A 14,629-nucleotide genomic window follows, 5' to 3' on the forward strand; every position below is an offset into this window, starting at 1 on the left:
CACGGAAAATCCTAGACCCGTCGACCGACAGCGACACCTGGATTTCTTCGGGTGATGACCCGGCGGTCAAGCCCGGTCGGCATCGCCGCAGGTGGGAGCCGGTCAGGCTGCGCCGGCGGCCTGGAGGGCGGCGATGTCGAGCTTCTTCATGGTCATCATCGCGGCGAAGACACGGGCGGCGCGGTCGGGATCGGTGGAGAAGATCGCGTCCCAGTCCTGGGGCACGATCTGCCACGACAACCCGAACCGGTCCTTGAGCCAGCCGCACGGACCCTCCTCACCGCCGTCGGCCGTGAGCGCGTCCCAGTAGTGGTCGATCTCCGCCTGGTCCCGGCACTCGACGGTGATCGAGATGGCCTCGTCGAAGGTGAACTGCGGGCCGCCGTTGAGCCCGACGTAGGGCACCCCGTCGAGCTCGAACGCGACGGTCAACACCTCCCCGGCGCGCTCCCCGCTGTCGTCGGGGTAGCGCGAGACCGTCCCGATGCCCGAGTTCGGGAACACCGAGGTGTAGAACCTCGCGGCATCCTCGGCCTGGCGGTCGAACCAGAGGCAGACGTACTGGCGTGGCATGGCGGGCTCCTCACGGCGGGGTGGCTGGTGAAGGGACAGACCGGTCCCGTCGCCGGAACTCATCGCGACAACTCATCGCGGGAACTCGTCGCGGGACCACCGCCGGGTATGCCGTAGCGTCGCCACCGTGGTCCCGTCACCTCCGTCGCAGCTCACGGCGCCGCGCTCCGACGCCGACGTCCCGGCCTACTGGCGCGCCCTGGGCCTGCCCGGTCTGGCCGACGTCCACGTGCACTTCCTGCCCGAGCCGATGCTGGCCAAGGTGTGGGCCTACTTCGACCGGGCGGACGAGCACTACGGCCAGCCGTGGCCGATCCACTACCGCGACGACGAGGCGACCCGCATCGCGACGCTGCGAGCGCTCGGGGTCCGTGCGATCCCGGCCCTCGCCTACCCGCACAAGGCCGGGATGGCGCAGTGGCTCAACGACTGGTGCGCCGACTTCGCGGCCCGCGTCGACGGAGCCGTGCACTGCGCGACCCTCTTCCCCGAGCCCGGGGTCGGCGAGCAGGTGGAGCGCTCGCTGGAGTCGGGGGCACGGCTGTTCAAGATGCACGTGGAGGTCGGCGGCTACAGCCCGGACGACGCCTTGCTCGACCCGGCCTGGGGCGCACTCGAGCGGGCCGGTGCCCCGGTCGTGCTGCACGCGGGGTCGGCCCCCAAGGAGGGCGCCTACACCGGGCCCAAGGCCGTCGCCGCGGTCCTCGACCGGTTCCCGGAGCTGACCCTGGTGGTGGCCCACCTCGGCATGGGTGAGTACGACGCCTTCGCCGACCTCGTCGAGGCGTTTCCCCGCGTGCACCTCGACACGACGATGGCCGGCACCGACTTCAGCAACCGGTTCGCCCCCTTGCCGCCCTCCTACGTCGAACGGCTCGGCGCCCTCGCCGACCGGGTCGTCCTCGGATCGGACTTCCCCAACATCCCCTACCCCTACGCGCACCAGCTCGAGGCCCTCCACCGTCTCGGGCTCGGCGACGAGTGGATGCGAAAGGTGTTGTGGCACAACGGTGCCCGACTGCTCGGACTGGAGGCCGTCGATGCCTGAGGTCCCTGACGTCGGCCCCCTCGCAGCAGCCCTGCGGAGCCTGTATGCCGTGCCGCCCGAGGACTTCATGGCCGAGCGGAGGCGGCTGGTCGCCGCCGAGAAGGCGGATGGCGACCCCGCCGTGGCCAAGGAGATCGGCGCCCTGCGCAAGCCCAGCCTCGCCGCCTGGGCGGTCAACCTCCTGGCCCGGGAGGCGCCCGACCTCGTCGACGGCCTCGCCGACCTCGGTGGACGGATGCGCGCGGCGCAGGGCCGGCTCGACACCGCGACCCTGACGTCGTTGCGCCCCGAACGCGACCAGCTCCTGGAGGAGGTCGTGCGGACCACGGTGCAGCTCGTCGCCGACGCAGGGCGCACCTGCAGCCCGGCGGCCCAGCAGGACGTGCGGGCAACCGCGATCGCCGCCCTGGCCGACGAGCAGGCCATGGCCGCCGTGGCGTCCGGACAGCTCGCCAGGACGTTGTCCTACAGCGGTTTCGGCGAGGTGGACCTCGCCGAGGCGGTCGTCCGCACGACCTCCGGGGCGATCCTCTCCGTCGTCAAGGGCGGCGGTGCCGGCCCGCGCGCCCGCGGGGACCGCCGCCGCGACGACCACGGAGCGGGCGAGCACGACCAGGCCGACGACGAGCGGGGTGATGACGAGCGGGGTGACGACGAGGTCGGTGACGCCGACGGCGGTGACGCCCCGGACGAGGCCCAGCTCCGAGCCGCGCTGGAGGCGGCCGAGAAGCAGCTCGCGGTCGCCGAGTCCGAGGTCGGCCGGGCGCGGGAGCGCGCGGAGGAGACCCGCGAACGGCTCGCGGTGGTCGAGCGGCAGCTGGCCAAGGCACGGGCGGCCGACGAGCGGGCCCTCGAGGCGGTCACCGACGCGGTCCGAGCGCGCAAGGCGGCGGAGGCGGCGCGGCATACCGCGCAGGAGGCGCTGGCCGAGCACGGCGGCCCGCACGCCTGAGAGGTCCGCGCCCGGCTGGACCGGCGGCCCGAGCCAGCCGGTTCACCAGCCGTGTGAGCCGGGCCCGCCCTTGAACGGGCCCACGACGCGATCGGTGATCCACCCGCCGTAGAAGCCACCCTCCTGGGCGCGCACCACCTCGCCGTCGACCACACAGCGGTCGACCAGCCCCGGCATCACGGCCACGGCGTCCCTGAGCACCGTGAAGCCCGGCGTCGGGTCTGCGTAGAACCAGCCCGCCCGCGGGGCGACCACCCGCTCGACCCCGTCCCGGCCGCCGGCGACCAGGTCGAGGTAGGAGGCCGCGCCCTTCCACTCGCACCACGACGAGCCGGCGGCGGGACGGAGCGACCCGTCGGCGAAGGCCGCGCGGGGCAGGTAGTAGGTCGGGGGGTGGCTGGTCTCCAGGACCCGCCACGACGCCGTCGTGTGCGCGATCCGCTCGCCACCGAGCCAGACCTCCACGGTCTCGCTGCTCGGCTCCACCCGCGGCGGACGGGGGTAGTCCCAGACCGACTCCTGGCCGGGTGAGGTGGGTGCTGGCACGGGTCGCGACATGCCCCCACGCTACGTCGCCTCGGCGCGGGGTCGGGACGCGGCCGACCGCGATCGCGGGGTACCTTGGCCGGACGGAGGTGGCGACATGACGCAGCAGGTGGGGATCGACCCCGAGGTCGAGCCGAGCGGGACGGGGTGCGTGGAATGCCTTGCGGCGCAGGGGTGGTGGGTCCACCTGCGCCGGTGCGCGCAGTGCGGGCACATCGGCTGCTGCGACTCGTCGCCGATGCAGCACGCCAGTCGCCACTTCGAGGAGACCGGCCACCCGGTGATGGCCAGCTTCGAGCCGGGTGAGGACTGGTTCTGGGACTTCACCCAGGAGCGCGGGTTCCTCGGCCCACGCCTGGCCGACCCGCAGAGCCATCCCGAGGACCAGCCCACCCCCGGTCCGGCGGGGCAGGTCCCGGCCGACTGGCAGAGCCAGATCCACTAGCCGCACGCGGAGTCGAGCCACGCCTTCGACTCAGGGTCGACCCTGAGAGTGACTAGTCACGCTGGGGGTCGATCTGGGTATCAGTCCCCATGTACGACGGTGCCCCGAGCCGGGACCGTGGAGATATGGCCCTCCAAACCGAGCTGATCCCGCCGACGGCACTGACCGCACCACTGCGGCCGGTGACCGCGCGGGGCCAGGTCTCCCGCCGCGCCCCCGGGGCAGGACGCGGCGGGCGGGGGGCCGCCAAGCTGCTCGTGAGCGGTGCGCTGGCGACCGGCATCGTCGCGCTGGCGCTGCCGAAGGTCGCCGGCGCCGAGTGGGTCGACATCGCGACCGCGCTCAAGGGCCTCACCGTCGGGCAGCTCGCGCTCCTCACCGTCCTCTGGCTCGCCGGGCTCTGGGCCCAGACCCCCGCGCTGACCGCAGCCCTGCCGGGCCTCTCGCACCGGCGGGCCCTGATGCTCAACCTCACCGGCTCGTTCGTCTCCAACCTGCTGCCCCTGGGTGGCGCCGCCGGCACGGTCGCCAACTGGCGGATGGCCCGCTCGTGGGGCTTCGAGTCACCCGCGTTCGCGCGGTGGGCGGTCCTCACCAACCTCGTCGACACCCTCCTCAAGTTCGTCCTCCCCGGGCTGGCCCTGTGCTGGCTGGGGGTCGCCGGGGTCGAGGTGTCGAGCAGCGTCAGCACCGCCGCCTACGTCGGGCTCGGGCTGCTGACCGGCAGCCTCGCCGCCGTCTGGCTGGTGGCTCGCGACGACCGGGCGGTGCGGTGGCTCGGTCGGGTCGCCGACCGCATCGTGGCTCGCGTCCACTTCCTGCCCAAGGCCGACGAGGGATATGCCGAGCGCGCCGCGTCCTTCCGGCGCGAGAGCGCCGGGCTGGTCGCCGCAGGGTGGGGACGGATGGTGGGCGCCAAGCTCGCGTATGCCGCGCTGCAGGCGGTGCTCCTCTGGGCCTGCCTGCGGGTGGTCGGCGCCGACGTCCACCCCGCCGTCGTCGGTGCGGCTTTCGCGGTGGAGCGGATCCTGACCATGGTCGCCATCACGCCGGGCGCTACCGGCATCGTCGAGCTCGGCATGACCGGGGTGCTCGTGGCGTTCCACGGCGAACCGGCCACCGCCGCCGCCGGGGTGCTGCTCTACCGTGCGTTCATCTTCGGCCTGGAGATCCCCGTCGGCGGACTGTCGATGCTCGCCTGGTCGCTGCGTCGCCGCGGCACCGCCCTCGCCGCCTGACGCACCCCGTTCAGAGGGGATCAGGGTGCGCCGTCAGGGCGCCGGTCGGGCGGTCCGCTCGGGCGGTCCGGTCGGGCGGACCGCTCAGGCGGTCCGCTCGAGGAGGAACGCGAGGACGGCGGCCTGGGTCCGCAACCGGGCGGCATACTCCCCGAGCCCGCCGGCCTCCGACTGCTCGGCCGCGTGGATCCGTTCCTGCCGTTCGCGTTCCACGACCGCACGGACCTGGTCGGGCGTGAGCTCGCGACGCGGAGCCTCCGTGGAGCCGACGCCGACTGCGGCGCCCGCGACCCGTCCCTCCCCGACCCGGCCGGTGGTGGGCGGCACCGCCTCGGCGTTCGCGATGGCTGCCAAGGCGGAGCGCACGACGTCGACGGTGTCCTTGTCGCCCACCCGCATCGCGGGCAGGAGTGACGACTGCAAAAGGGCTCGAAGGTCGGCGCTCACCGGCAGATCCTCCCACCGCCCGCGGACGACCGCGCGGCCTCTAGGAGATCGTGGCCTTGAAGCCGCGCAGGCGCAGGCTGTTCGTCACGACGAAGACGGACGACAGGGCCATCGCCGCACCGGCGATCATCGGGCTCAGCAGTCCGGCGGCCGCGAGGGGGATGGCGGCGACGTTGTAGGCGAAGGCCCAGAACAGGTTGCCGCGGATGATGCCCAGCGTGCGGCGGGCCAGCCGGATGGCGTCGGGTGCCGAGCGCAGGTCGCCCCTGACCAGGGTGAGGTCGCTGGCCTGGATCGCCACGTCGCTGCCGGTCCCCATCGCCAGCCCCAGGTCCGCCTGGGCGAGCGCAGCCGCGTCGTTGACGCCGTCGCCGACCATCGCGACCGTGCGGCCCTGCTCCTGCAGCCGCCGGATGACCTCGACCTTCTCCTGCGGCAGCACGTCGGCCACCACCTCGTCGATGCCGACCTTCGCCGCGACCTCGCGGGCAGCGGCTGCGTTGTCGCCGGTCAGCAGGATCGGGTGGAGCCCGAGCTCCCGCAGCTGCGCGACCGCGCCCCGCGAGGTCTCCTTCACCGTGTCCGACACGACGAGGACACCTCTGGCCACGCCGTCCCAGGCGACCACGACAGCGGTCGCGCCACGCTGCTGGGCCGACTCGACGGCCTCCGTGAGGTGGTCCGGGACGGACACCGACCAGTCGGCCAGCAGCCGGGGCCGACCCACGACGACGGCTCGTCCGTCGACGGTCCCCGCGACGCCCAGTCCCTCACTGTTGGCGAAGCCCTCGACCGCCGGCAGCGGTCCCGCGCCCCTGGCCGCCTCGGCGACCGCGCGTGCGACGGGGTGCTCCGAGGCGTGCTCCAGCGCACCGGCCAGCCGGAGCACCTCCGCCGCCTCCTCACCGGCGGCCGGCACGACCTCGGTGAGTGCCATCCGACCGGTCGTGACCGTGCCGGTCTTGTCCAGCACCACGGTGTCGACCTGACGGGTCGACTCCAGCACCTCGGGGCCGCGGATGAGCAGGCCGAGCTGGGCGCCGCGACCGGTGCCGACCATCAACGCGGTCGGCGTCGCGAGACCGAGGGCGCAGGGGCAGGCGATGATCAGCACCGCCACGGCGGCGGTGAAGGCGGCCGTCCACCCGGCGCCGGTGCCGACCCAGAAGCCGAGGGCGGCTGCCGCCAGCAGGATGACGATGGGCACGAAGACGCCCGAGACGCGGTCGGCGAGCCGCTGCACCTGCGCCTTGCCGTTCTGGGCGTCCTCGACGAGGGTCGCCATCTGGGCCAGCTGGGTGTCGGCACCGACCCGGGTGGCCCGCACGACCAGGCGGCCACCGGCGTTCACGGTCGCGCCGACCACGGCGTCGCCGGGGCCGACCTCGACCGGCACGGACTCGCCGGTCACCATCGAGGCGTCCACCGCCGAGGTCCCGTGCTCGACCATGCCGTCGGTGGCGATCTTCTCGCCCGGCCGCACGACGAACCGCATGCCGACGACGAGCTGGTCCACCGGGATGCGCTCCTCGGGGGCGTCGTCTCCCTCGCCACGCAGCACCGCCACGTCCTTGGCGCCGAGCTCGAGGAGAGCCCGTAGTGCTGCGCCAGAGGTCCGCTTGGCGCGGGCCTCGGCGTAGCGCCCGGCCAGGAGGAAGGCGGTCACGCCGGCTGCCGCCTCGAGGTAGATGTTCCCGGCGCCGTCACTGCGCTCGAGGGTGAACCGGAACGGGTGGGTCATCCCCGGGACCCCCGCCGTGCCCAGGAACAGGGCGTAGAGCGACCAGCCGAACGCCGCGAGGGTGCCGACCGACACCAGGGTGTCCATCGTCGTCTGCCCGTGCCGCAGGTTGGTCCAGGCAGCGCGGTGGAACGGCCAGCCGCCCCACACCACGACAGGGGCCGCGAGGGCGAGGGAGGCCCACTGCCAGTAGTCGAACTGCCAGGCCGGCACCATCGCCAGGACGACTACGGGCACGGCCAGCGCCACCGAGACGAGCAACCGGTGGCGGAGCACCGCGGTGGGGTCGACCTCGGCCGCGGCGCCTGCGCCCCCCTCGGGGCGGGCGACGACCGGAAGGGTGGCCGTGTAGCCGGTGCGCTCGACGGTCTCGAGGAGGTCGTCGGTCGAGACCGTGGCGGGGAAGCTGACCTTGGCCTTCTCGGTGGCGTAGTTGACCGTGGCCGTGACGCCCGCGATCTTGTTGAGCTTCTTCTCGATCCGGGTCGCGCAGGAGGCGCAGGTCATCCCGCCGATGACCAGCTCGACCGAGTCGGTCACGATCGGGGGAGCGGTCGCCGTGGTGGCGGTGCTGCTGCTCTGGCGGGCTTCGGTCATGGTGTCGTCCCCGCGTCGAGGGTGAAAGCGGCTGTGTGGACTACGCCCTCGGCCTTGAAGTCGAGGAACAGTCGGTAGCGCCCGGGCCCGGGCGCCTCGACCTGGAACGCCAGCCCTGCGGCGCCTCCTGCGAGGCTGCTGACTCCCGTGAGGGGGTGCGCGTGGGCGTAGGCGAGGTCGCCCTCCCGCAGCACCACGAGGTGACCACCGGCGCCCAGGTACGGTTCGAGGCTCACCGGCCGGGTGCCCGTGCTGCGACCGATGGTGAAGGCCACGGGTTGGGCCCGGGCCGGGGAGAGTGCGCCCGCGACCCGGAGCGAGAACCCGTCCACCGACGTGCTCGCGTCAGCCCCCGGCAGCGCCACCGGCGAGTAGTCGCCGGGGACGGCCAGGTCGGTGCCGAGCACCAGGCCGCCGGTCGGGCCGTCGGGGTCGAAGTCCGCGAACATCCGCCACTGTCCCGGCCGGCTCAGGTCGAGGCCGACCGCCCAGGTGCCGTCCGCCGACATCACCGGGTGCACGTGCTGGAAGCCGGACAGGTCGCGGCGCACCACGATGAGGTGCAGCTTCTTCTCGTGCGCCGTCGTGAAGCCGGTGACGGCCCGGCCGTCGGGACCCAGGATCCGGAAGGTCACGCGCGCCGACGTCGAGGGCGTCAGGGTGCCGCTCCCCGCGACGAGCCGGTAGCCCTGGTCGGTGGCGCTCAGCCCGGCGGGCACGGGTGTGGCCGTCTCGGCCCCGTGTCCCTCGTCGGCATGGCCCTCGTCGCCGTGGCCCCCCGTGCCCGTGTCCTGCGCAGGGGTGTGGCCGGTGGCGGGCATGTCGGTGTGCGGTGCGGGCGCGGCGACGGACTCGAGGGGTCCGATCAGGCGTCCCGTGCCGAACGCCGCCACGAAGGCCACCGCGATCCCGGCGCCGAAGGCGGCGACACGGGTGACGGCGTTCACGGCGCCAGGCTGTAGTCGCCCGCCTCGTCGAGGGCCGCGGTGACCTCGGCAGGGCTGAGCTCGCGGGCGGTCTCGACGGTGACGGAGGAGGTGCCGCCGGCGACGAGGTCGACGGTCACGGCGGTCACGCCCTCGAGGGCGCTCAGCTCCTCGGTGACGGCGCTCGCACAGTGGCCGCAGGTCAGGCCGACGACGTCGAAGTTCTGGGTGCTCATGGGGTGCTCCTCGCAGGTGGTGGGGTGGTGGGGGTGGTCGGTCAGGACCGGACGAGCCGGGCGATCGCGTCGGAGGCCTCGCGGACCTTCTCCTGGGCCTCGGGGCCGCCCCGGCGCGCGGCATCGACCACGCAGTGCTCGAGGTGCTCCTCCAGCAGCTCCAGCGAGAAGGACTGCAGCGCCTTGGTGGCGGCCGACACCTGGGTCAGGATGTCGATGCAGTACTTGTCCTCCTCGACCATCCGCTGGAGGCCGCGGACCTGCCCCTCGATGCGGCGCAGCCGCTTGAGGTGGCTGTCCTTCTGGTCGTGGTACCCGTGGTGCGTCTCGGTGCTGCTCATGCACACACCATACCCCCCTATGGTATTAAGTCAACAGCCCACCCTGCCCTGCGACCGCCAACTCCCCCCTGTCCGCCACCGCAAAACGGGGGTTGCCCGACGAAACGGGGCCTATAGCGGCCGTTTCGTCGGGCAACCCCCGTTTTGCGCGGGTGGCGCGAGAGGTCAGCGCATGGGGTCGAACGGCTTGAGCTGCTCGACCTGCTTGCCGGTGACCATCGTCTCGGCGAGGAGGCGGCCGGTGACCGGCCCCAGGGTGATGCCCCACATGCCGTGACCACCGGCAGCGAAGACGCGCGGCGACTTCGTGGCACCGATCAGGGGCAGGCCGTCGACCGTGCAGGGACGCGAGCCGACCCACTCGTCCTGGCGGTTGTCGAGGTCGGCGCCACGCAGGAGCGGACGGGCGGCCTCCGCGATGGCCTGGATGCGGCGCTGGTCGAGCGCGGCCTCGGGCTTGCGGAACTCCATCATCCCGGCGACGCGCAGCCGGTCACCGATCGGCGTGCAGGCGACCCGCTGGGCGGGGAAGTAGACCGGGCCGTTGGGCACGTGGTCGATCGCCACGGAGAAGGAGTAGCCGCGCCCGGCCTGCACGACGTTCTTGACGCCGAACTGGCGAGCCAGCTTGCCGAGCCAGGCGCCCGTCGCCAGGACGGCGGCGTCGAACTCCTCGACCGAGCCCTCTGCGGTGGTGACGACCACGCCGGTGCCGGTGTCGCGGATGTCGGCCACCGTGGCGGCGTCCATGATCTTGCCGCCGCGGGCCCGCACCGAGTCGGCGAGGGCGTGCACGTAGGTGCCGGGGTCGATGAAGCGCTGGCCCTTGAGCAGGATCGCGGCGCCGATCTCGTCGGACAGGCTCGGCTCGATGGCGCGGGCCTGGTCGCCCGTCAGCGCGTCGAACTCGATGTCCTGGCCGGCGGCGTGGATGTGCTCGATCTCCTCGAGCAGCGTGACGCGCTCGGCCTCGGTGCGGTAGGACGCGAGGAACGACTTCGCCTCACGGGTCTCGGCCTGCACGCCGCCGTCACGGAGCAGGTCGAAGCTCTCCAGCGACAGGTCGTTGACCGGCACGAGCGAGCCCATCGCCTTCTTCCACTTCTTCATCGTCGAGTTCCTGGTGAACCCGGTGACGAACTTGAGGAACTTGGGGTCGGCGCTCGGCGGCACGTAGACCGGGGAACTCGGCGACAGGACCGCGCGCAGCCCGTACTTGAGGACGGCCGGCTCCGGCAGAGGGGTGGCGATGCCGGGCGTGAGCCACCCGGCGTTGCCCCACGACGAACCCGCGGCGACGCCCTCGCGGTCGAGGACGGTCACCTCCACGCCGTGCTCCTGGAGGAACCAGGCGGTCGACAGACCGACCATGCCGGCGCCGACGACGGCGACGCGCTGGGGGACGGGGAGACCTGCTGCGGTGATGGGGGCCATGGATCGAGCGTGACAGCGCAACCGGTATGCCGCCTTGGCCCGCCAGCCTGAATACCTCCGCACGACTTGTGCGGCCAGCACAAGAACGGGCACCCTGAGCGGGTGCTCGCCGTCACCGACCTCGTCGCCACCCTCGGGGGTCTGCTGACCCTCGGGGTGCCGCACCAGGGGGCCGAGGTCGACGACCTGACCATCGCCGAACCGGGGCAGGGCATCGTCGGCCAGCCGGGCGACCTCGTCCTCGGCGTGGGGGTCGAGTCGGCCGAGTCGGCGAGCGACCTCGTGCGCAGGGCCGCCGAGGCCGGGGCGGGGGGTGTCGTGCTGCGACGCGGCATCGCCCGGCGCCGGACCGTCCGGGACCGCGCCCGGCGCAGCGGGATCGCCCTGGTGGAGCTCGCGGAGCAGGCGTCGTGGGCCCACCTCGTGTGGCTGCTGCGCGGCGTGATCGACCGCGCGGCCGTGGGCCCCGGCCGGCGCGACGACGCCCCCGTGCAGGACGACCTCTTCGCCCTCGCCGATGCCGCGGCGGCCCTGGTCGATGCCCCGGTGACCATCGAGGACGCCCAGTCGCGGGTGCTGGCCTACTCCTCCAGGCAGGACCTCACCGACCCCGCCCGGGTCTCGACGATCGTCGGCCGTCGGGTGCCGGACGAGGTGCTGGCCACCCTGCGCGCCCAAGGTGTCTTCCGCCGGCTCGCCCGGTCTGCGGACCCTGTCTTCGTCCCGGCCTCGGGCGGCACCAAGCCGCGCCTCGTCATCCCCGTGCGAGCCGGTGGCGCCTGGCTGGGCTCGATCTGGGCCGTGGTGGAGGAGCGTCCGCCGGCCCCCCTGGTGGCCGAGCTCGTCCAGACCTCCTCGGTGGTGGCGCTGCACCTCCTGCGGTTGCGGGCCCAGGCCGACCTCTCCCGCCGGGTGGCCGCCGACCGCCTGCGGGGCGTCCTGTCCGGCAACACCAGCGGCGCCGCCGACTGGCTACCGGCCGGGCCGTGGCGGGTCGTGGCGCTCGGCGGCGAGGGCGATCCGGTGCGGCTGCTCGACCTCTGGGAGTCGGTGTGCCGACGGCACGCCTGGAACCAGCCACTGCTCGCCGACCTCGACGGCCGGGGGTATGCCGTGGTGCGGGACAGCAGCGAGACGTCACCCGGGACGTGGGCCTGGCTGCGTGGGGTGGTCGCGCAGGCCCGCGACGAGTCGCTGGCGCTGACCGCCCGGGCCGGCCGCACGGCACACGCCCCGGCGGAGCTGGAGCGCTCCCGGGTCGAGGCGCAGGAGACCGACCGCGTGGTGGGCCGGCGGGCCGCTGGCGGACGCGGCCGCGCGGGGGGCGCTGACGACTCGGTCGTGGCCCACGAGGAGGTCTGGGCGGAGGTGACCATCGCACGGGCTGCGAGCACGCTGGTCGGCGACCCGCTCGGGCCACTCGCCGTCCTGGGCGCGCACGATGCCGAGCACCACAGCGACTACCTGCGGACGCTCACCGCCTGGCTGGACCACCCGGGCGCGCCCACCAGCGCGGCGCGCTCGATCCACGTGCACCCCAACACGATGCGCTACCGGATGTCCCGGATCGCCGACCTCGCGGGGCTCGACCTCGACGACGCCACCGTGCGCCTGGCGGTGCGCCTCCAGCTGGCCGCGGCCGGTCCGGTCGCCGCCGCGCCCCAGTCCGGCCGGTAGTCCTCAGCCCACCCGGTATCCGGAGCCCCGCCGGTGGTCCTCAGTCCACCCAGTAGTTGTCGTGGTAGCGCATGAACTCGTCGCGCTCCCGGTCGGTCATGGTCTCGCCGGCGGCGACGCGGGCCAGGCCCTCGAAGTAACCCTCGCGAGGAGCGCCGGGCGCGAAGTGCAGCAGCATCGACGCGGGGCCGGCCTCGTTGCGGAAGCCGTGCAGGCCACCCGGAGGGACGTGGACGTAGTCGCCCGGTCGGGTGGTGTTCCAGCGGGTGCCGTCGAAGATGCTCACCTCGCCGGACAGGATGTAGAACGACTCCGCGATGGTCTTGTGGAAGTGCGAGTCCGGGCCCGACCGGGGGCCGGCGAACTCCCACCGGTAGAGCCCGAACAGCCGGCCGGTGGACTCCCCGGTCGACAGGTAGTGCACCCGGTTTCCGTTGGGGTAGATGACATCCGGCTCCGCGTCGCTCAGGCGGACGGTCGCGCTGACCTCGCCCGTGGTGCCGTCGTAGAGGGGCGGTGGATAGCTCATGCGGCCATCCTGCCCGGGATGAGGGCGGGCGGCAGCCTCAGGCGGCGGGTGGCGGCCTCAGACGGCGACGGCGGCGGGCAGCCGGTGCAGGGCGTCGACGAGCGGCGCCAGCTCGGGCGTCTCCTCGGCCTGCCGGATGGTGTCCTCGAGCACCCGGTCGTGCGTCGGCCGGGCCGCCTCGAGGAGCTTGACCCCCGAGCGGGTGAGCTCGGTGTAGATGCCGCGCCGGTCGTCGGCGCACAGGATCCGCCGGATCAGCTTGCGGTCCTCGAGCCGGTTGACCAGCCGGGTCGTCGCGCTGTTGGACAGGGCTGCGGCGCGGGCCAGCTGTGACATCCGCATGTGCCAGCCGTCCTGGCGCGAGAGCGCGTCGAGCACGGTGAACTCCACGACCGAGAGGTCGTGCGCACTGGTGAGCTCACGCTCGAGGGCCGACTCGATCAGCCCGTGCAGCGCGGCGAGGGTCCGCCAGCCCTGGGCGCGGACCTCGACGGCGTCGTCTGCGATTCCCATGGCGCCATCATAACCCGCATTTGCAATAAGCCGCGCGTGCAACTAACTTGCTGCATGCGCTGGTTGTTGCACACGCGGCATACCGGCTCGGGAAAGCTCGAGGTCTCCAGCCCCGACACCACGAACGCACGGAAAGGCACCACATGCCCCTCGGACTCCTCGCCCTCGCCATCGGGGGCTTCGGCATCGGGCTCACCGAGTTCGTCATCGCGGGACTGCTCCCCGAGGTGGCGGCGGACTACGGCGTCGACGAGGCCGCGGCCGGCTGGCTGATCTCCGGCTACGCCCTGAGCGTTGCCGTCGGCGCGATCGCCCTCACGGCGGCGGTCACGCGGTTCGACCGCAAGCACGTCCTCACCGCGCTGATGGTCCTGTTCATCGCCGGCAACCTCGTCTCGGCGAACGCCGCCACCTACGAGGTGATGCTGCTCGGCCGCATCCTGGCGGCCCTGACCCACGGCGCGTTCTTCGGCATCGGCTCGGTCGTCGCCGCCCACCTGGTCGCGCCCGAGAAGAAGGCGGGTGCGATCGCGATGATGTTCGCGGGGCTGACCACCGCCAACGTGCTGGGGGTCCCGTTCGGCACCCTGCTCGGGCAGCAGCTCGGCTGGCGGTCGACCTTCTGGGCGATCAGCGGGATCGGCGTCCTCGCCCTGGTCGGGATGGCCACCCTGGTGCCGTCGCAGCCGGTCTCCGCCGACGACGCCGGCCTGCGCGGCGAGCTCGGGGCCTTCCGGTCCGGCCAGGTGTGGCTGTCGTTGCTGGTGACGGTGCTCGGCTTCGGTGGGATGTTCGGCGCCTTCACCTACATCGCGTACACCCTCACCGAGGTCTCCGGCTTCGCGTCCACGACCGTGCCGTGGCTGCTCGTGCTGTTCGGGGTCGGCCTGTTCGTGGGGAACTGGGTCGGTGGACGCGCGGCCGACCGGTCGGTCCCCGTCACGCTCACCGTGGTGCTCGCCGCCCTCGCCGTCGTGATGGGCCTCTTCGCCCTCACCGCCTCCTCGCCGGTCATGGCCGTGGTGGGGCTCGTGCTCATGGGGGCCTTCGGGTTCGCGACCGTGCCGGGCCTGCAGATGCGGATCATGACGTATGCCGGCTCCGCTCCGACACTGGCCAGTGGCGCCAACATCGCGGCCTTCAACGTCGGCAACGCCGCAGGTGCCTGGCTCGGCGGGCTGACGATCACCGCAGGGCTCGGCTACGCCTCGACGATCTGGGACGGCGCCGCGCTCAGCCTCGGTGCGCTCGTGGTGCTGGTGGTCGCCGAACGCGCAGCAACCTTTGCTAGCAAAGGAAACTCGCTGCCGGACAGGTTGCAAGGTGTCCACCACTGAGCAACCTTTGCTAGCAAAGGTTGCTCGCGGGGGGGCGGGACGGGGGCAT

General features: G+C 73.1%; 16 protein-coding genes. 6 read left to right on the plus strand and 10 right to left on the minus strand.

Annotated elements, in window-relative coordinates; all coding sequences use genetic code 11:
- Positions 1 to 102 precede the first annotated feature (102 nt).
- Positions 103 to 573, minus strand: a complete 471-nt coding sequence (locus tag ABD262_RS13700; protein ID WP_344137098.1) for a VOC family protein — start codon at positions 571 to 573, stop codon at positions 103 to 105.
- 127 nt (positions 574 to 700) lie between these two features.
- Between ABD262_RS13700 and ABD262_RS13705 the strand changes: the two genes are divergently transcribed.
- The gene (locus tag ABD262_RS13705) at positions 701 to 1,621 is read left to right on the plus strand and encodes an amidohydrolase family protein (RefSeq protein WP_344137101.1); all 921 of its coding nucleotides are present in this window, start codon (positions 701 to 703) and stop codon (positions 1,619 to 1,621) included.
- Entirely contained in the window at positions 1,614 to 2,573 is a 960-nt protein-coding gene (locus ABD262_RS13710; RefSeq protein ID WP_344137104.1) for a hypothetical protein, read from the plus strand. The genes ABD262_RS13705 and ABD262_RS13710 overlap by 8 nt, the downstream gene beginning before the upstream one ends.
- Before the next feature lie 42 nt (positions 2,574 to 2,615).
- Here ABD262_RS13710 and ABD262_RS13715 read toward each other — a convergent pair whose 3' ends face one another.
- Positions 2,616 to 3,131, minus strand: a complete 516-nt coding sequence (locus tag ABD262_RS13715) for a DUF427 domain-containing protein (RefSeq protein ID WP_344137107.1) — start codon at positions 3,129 to 3,131, stop codon at positions 2,616 to 2,618.
- 85 nt (positions 3,132 to 3,216) lie between these two features.
- On the opposite strand from ABD262_RS13715, the gene ABD262_RS13720 reads away from it, so the two are divergent.
- The gene (locus ABD262_RS13720) at positions 3,217 to 3,564 is read left to right on the plus strand and encodes a UBP-type zinc finger domain-containing protein (RefSeq protein WP_344137110.1); all 348 of its coding nucleotides are present in this window, start codon (positions 3,217 to 3,219) and stop codon (positions 3,562 to 3,564) included.
- A 125-nt stretch (positions 3,565 to 3,689) separates the two neighbouring features.
- Complete coding sequence (locus ABD262_RS13725; protein WP_344137113.1) at positions 3,690 to 4,802, plus strand: lysylphosphatidylglycerol synthase transmembrane domain-containing protein; 1,113 nt, start codon at positions 3,690 to 3,692, stop codon at positions 4,800 to 4,802.
- 84 nt (positions 4,803 to 4,886) lie between these two features.
- Here the strand turns inward: ABD262_RS13725 and ABD262_RS13730 are convergent, their stop codons facing one another.
- The 6 genes from ABD262_RS13730 to ABD262_RS13755 form a co-directional block, all read right to left on the minus strand.
- The gene (locus ABD262_RS13730) at positions 4,887 to 5,249 is read right to left on the minus strand and encodes a hypothetical protein (protein WP_344137116.1); all 363 of its coding nucleotides are present in this window, start codon (positions 5,247 to 5,249) and stop codon (positions 4,887 to 4,889) included.
- A gap of 40 nt (positions 5,250 to 5,289) precedes the next feature.
- Complete coding sequence (locus ABD262_RS13735) at positions 5,290 to 7,587, minus strand: heavy metal translocating P-type ATPase (protein WP_425564874.1); 2,298 nt, start codon at positions 7,585 to 7,587, stop codon at positions 5,290 to 5,292.
- Complete coding sequence (locus ABD262_RS13740) at positions 7,584 to 8,534, minus strand: hypothetical protein (RefSeq protein ID WP_344137119.1); 951 nt, start codon at positions 8,532 to 8,534, stop codon at positions 7,584 to 7,586. Before ABD262_RS13740 ends, ABD262_RS13735 begins: the two co-directional genes overlap by 4 nt.
- Positions 8,531 to 8,749: a heavy-metal-associated domain-containing protein gene (locus ABD262_RS13745; protein WP_344137122.1), complete on the minus strand. Its 219-nt coding sequence runs from the start codon at positions 8,747 to 8,749 to the stop codon at positions 8,531 to 8,533. The genes ABD262_RS13740 and ABD262_RS13745 overlap by 4 nt, the downstream gene beginning before the upstream one ends.
- 41 nt (positions 8,750 to 8,790) lie before the next feature.
- Complete coding sequence (locus tag ABD262_RS13750) at positions 8,791 to 9,090, minus strand: metal-sensitive transcriptional regulator (RefSeq protein ID WP_344137125.1); 300 nt, start codon at positions 9,088 to 9,090, stop codon at positions 8,791 to 8,793.
- 165 nt (positions 9,091 to 9,255) lie between these two features.
- Positions 9,256 to 10,524, minus strand: a complete 1,269-nt coding sequence (locus ABD262_RS13755; protein ID WP_344137128.1) for an NAD(P)/FAD-dependent oxidoreductase — start codon at positions 10,522 to 10,524, stop codon at positions 9,256 to 9,258.
- A gap of 102 nt (positions 10,525 to 10,626) precedes the next feature.
- Between ABD262_RS13755 and ABD262_RS13760 the strand changes: the two genes are divergently transcribed.
- Positions 10,627 to 12,201, plus strand: a complete 1,575-nt coding sequence (locus ABD262_RS13760; protein ID WP_344137131.1) for a PucR family transcriptional regulator — start codon at positions 10,627 to 10,629, stop codon at positions 12,199 to 12,201.
- Positions 12,202 to 12,241: 40 nt separating this feature from the next.
- Here the strand turns inward: ABD262_RS13760 and ABD262_RS13765 are convergent, their stop codons facing one another.
- Together ABD262_RS13765 and ABD262_RS13770 are read right to left on the minus strand one after the other, a co-directional pair.
- Positions 12,242 to 12,730, minus strand: a complete 489-nt coding sequence (locus ABD262_RS13765; protein ID WP_344137134.1) for a cupin domain-containing protein — start codon at positions 12,728 to 12,730, stop codon at positions 12,242 to 12,244.
- A 57-nt stretch (positions 12,731 to 12,787) separates the two neighbouring features.
- Complete coding sequence (locus ABD262_RS13770) at positions 12,788 to 13,243, minus strand: MarR family winged helix-turn-helix transcriptional regulator (protein WP_344137137.1); 456 nt, start codon at positions 13,241 to 13,243, stop codon at positions 12,788 to 12,790.
- Between the two features lie 143 nt (positions 13,244 to 13,386).
- Between ABD262_RS13770 and ABD262_RS13775 the strand changes: the two genes are divergently transcribed.
- Positions 13,387 to 14,580, plus strand: a complete 1,194-nt coding sequence (locus ABD262_RS13775) for an MFS transporter (RefSeq protein WP_344137140.1) — start codon at positions 13,387 to 13,389, stop codon at positions 14,578 to 14,580.
- The last annotated feature ends 49 nt before the right edge of the window (positions 14,581 to 14,629 follow it).

Source organism: Pedococcus bigeumensis, assembly GCF_039531795.1.
Classification (GTDB): Bacteria; Actinomycetota; Actinomycetes; order Actinomycetales; family Dermatophilaceae; genus Pedococcus; species Pedococcus bigeumensis.

Coding starts and splice junctions, on each gene's coding strand:
- ABD262_RS13765 (WP_344137134.1), bottom strand. CDS start 12,730: ATGAGCTATCCACCGCCCCTCTACGACGGCACCACGGGCGAGGTCAGC.
- ABD262_RS13715 (WP_344137107.1), bottom strand. CDS start 3,131: ATGTCGCGACCCGTGCCAGCACCCACCTCACCCGGCCAGGAGTCGGTC.
- ABD262_RS13770 (WP_344137137.1), bottom strand. CDS start 13,243: ATGGGAATCGCAGACGACGCCGTCGAGGTCCGCGCCCAGGGCTGGCGG.
- ABD262_RS13725 (WP_344137113.1), top strand. CDS start 3,690: ATGGCCCTCCAAACCGAGCTGATCCCGCCGACGGCACTGACCGCACCA.
- ABD262_RS13755 (WP_344137128.1), bottom strand. CDS start 10,524: ATGGCCCCCATCACCGCAGCAGGTCTCCCCGTCCCCCAGCGCGTCGCC.
- ABD262_RS13735 (WP_425564874.1), bottom strand. CDS start 7,587: ATGACCGAAGCCCGCCAGAGCAGCAGCACCGCCACCACGGCGACCGCT.
- ABD262_RS13700 (WP_344137098.1), bottom strand. CDS start 573: ATGCCACGCCAGTACGTCTGCCTCTGGTTCGACCGCCAGGCCGAGGAT.
- ABD262_RS13720 (WP_344137110.1), top strand. CDS start 3,217: ATGACGCAGCAGGTGGGGATCGACCCCGAGGTCGAGCCGAGCGGGACG.
- ABD262_RS13775 (WP_344137140.1), top strand. CDS start 13,387: ATGCCCCTCGGACTCCTCGCCCTCGCCATCGGGGGCTTCGGCATCGGG.
- ABD262_RS13750 (WP_344137125.1), bottom strand. CDS start 9,090: ATGAGCAGCACCGAGACGCACCACGGGTACCACGACCAGAAGGACAGC.
- ABD262_RS13710 (WP_344137104.1), top strand. CDS start 1,614: ATGCCTGAGGTCCCTGACGTCGGCCCCCTCGCAGCAGCCCTGCGGAGC.
- ABD262_RS13745 (WP_344137122.1), bottom strand. CDS start 8,749: ATGAGCACCCAGAACTTCGACGTCGTCGGCCTGACCTGCGGCCACTGT.